Source organism: Kribbella sp., assembly GCF_035655035.1.
In the GTDB taxonomy this organism is placed as follows: domain Bacteria; phylum Actinomycetota; class Actinomycetes; order Propionibacteriales; family Kribbellaceae; genus Kribbella.
Genome location: NZ_DASRVN010000618.1, coordinates 1 through 1,655 on the forward strand (window position 1 = coordinate 1; position 1,655 = coordinate 1,655).

Annotated in this window: 1 protein-coding gene; it reads left to right on the plus strand. The window is 70.2% G+C overall.

Annotation, left to right across the window (positions count from 1 at the left end; genetic code table 11):
• A partial coding sequence (locus VFF46_RS32415) for a class I tRNA ligase family protein (protein WP_325041049.1) occupies nt 1-1,419 on the plus strand: 1,419 nt, incomplete at its 5' end.
• Nucleotides 1,420-1,655 lie beyond the last annotated feature (236 nt).

The window sequence follows — 1,655 nt, forward strand, 5'->3', positions numbered from 1 at the left end:
TTCTACGAGAACGGCGACAAGCCGCTCGAGATCGTCTCCACCCGCCAGTGGTACATCACCAACGGCGGCCGGGACGCGGGCCTCAAGCAGGAGTTCCTCGAGCGCGGCAACGAGCTCGCCTGGGTCCCCGAGCACATGCGGCACCGCTACCTGAACTGGGTGGAGGGCCTGAACGGCGACTGGCTGATCTCCCGCCAGCGGTACTTCGGCGTCCCTTTCCCGGTCTGGTATCCGCTCGACCACGACGGCGAGCCGGACTACGAGCACCCGCTGATGCCGTCCGAGGCCGAGCTGCCGATCGACCCGACCTCGCAGGCGCCCCGCGGGTACGACGAGTCCCAGCGCGGCAAGCCGGGCGGGTTCGAGGCCGACCCCGACGTGATGGACACCTGGGCGACGTCCTCGCTGACCCCGCAGATCGTCTGCGGGTGGGAGCGCGACGACGACCTGTTCCGCCGTACGTTCCCGATGGACCTGAACACGCACGCCCACGAGATCATCCGCACCTGGCTGTTCTCCCGCGTGGTCCGCGCGCACTTCGAGAACGGCACGCTGCCGTGGGCGCGGTCGATGATCTCCGGGTTCGTCGTCGACCCGGACCGCAAGAAGATGTCGAAGTCCAAGGGCAACGCGGTCGTGCCGTCGGAGATCCTGGAGAAGTTCGGCTCGGACGCGGTCCGCTGGCGCGCGGCGATGGCGCGGCCGGGGCTGGACTCGCCGTTCGACGAGTCGCAGATGAAGGTCGGCCGGCGGCTGGCGATCAAGGTGCTGAACGCGTCGAAGTTCGTCCTCGGGTTCGGGGCGACGACGGTCGACACCGGTGCGGTGACCGAGCCGGTCGACCTGGCGATGCTGCAGCGGCTGCGGTCGGTCGTCGCGGATGCCACGGCGGCCTTCGAGCGGTACGACTACACCGGTGCGCTGGAGATCGCGGAGCGGTTCTTCTGGACGTTCTGCGACGACTACGTCGAGCTGGTCAAGGAGCGCGCGTACGGCGGTCAGGGTGAGACCCCGGCTGCTTCCGCGAAGGCCGCGCTCGCTGTCGCGTTGTCGGTCCAGTTGCGGCTGTTGGCGCCGTACCTGCCGTTCGCGACCGAGGAGGTCTGGTCGTGGTGGCAGGAGGGTTCGATCCACCGGTCGTCGTGGCCGACGCCGGACGGTGACCTCGCGGTGGCGGAGCAGCCGGCCGAGGTGCTGGACGCGGTGTCCGAGGTGCTCGCCGGGATCCGCGGCGCGAAGTCCGAGGCGCAGGTGTCGATGAAGACCGAGGTCTCCAAGGTCGAGGTCACCGGCCCGGCCGCCCGGCTGACCCTCGCCGAGCGCGCCGAGCCGGACCTGCGCGCCGCCGGCCGGATCACCGGCGAGATCGTCTGGAACGCGGACGAGTCCGATGCGGTCAAGGTCGTCGCGACACTCTGAGCGCTGGTCTCAGATGCCCGTCTCCCGGTTGCCCGGGCGGCGGGCATCTGTGCGTTCGGCTACCCCGCGGGGCCGGCTTGTCCTGATGTGGAACGATCAGAACCATCCGCACCCCGCGACCCCGCACGTCCGAGGAGCTACGCGATGACCGACCCGACCACTCCCGCGGACCCCAAGTCCCACGCCGCCGACACGATGTCGGACACCACCGAGCTTCCCCCCGTCCCGGCCGACCC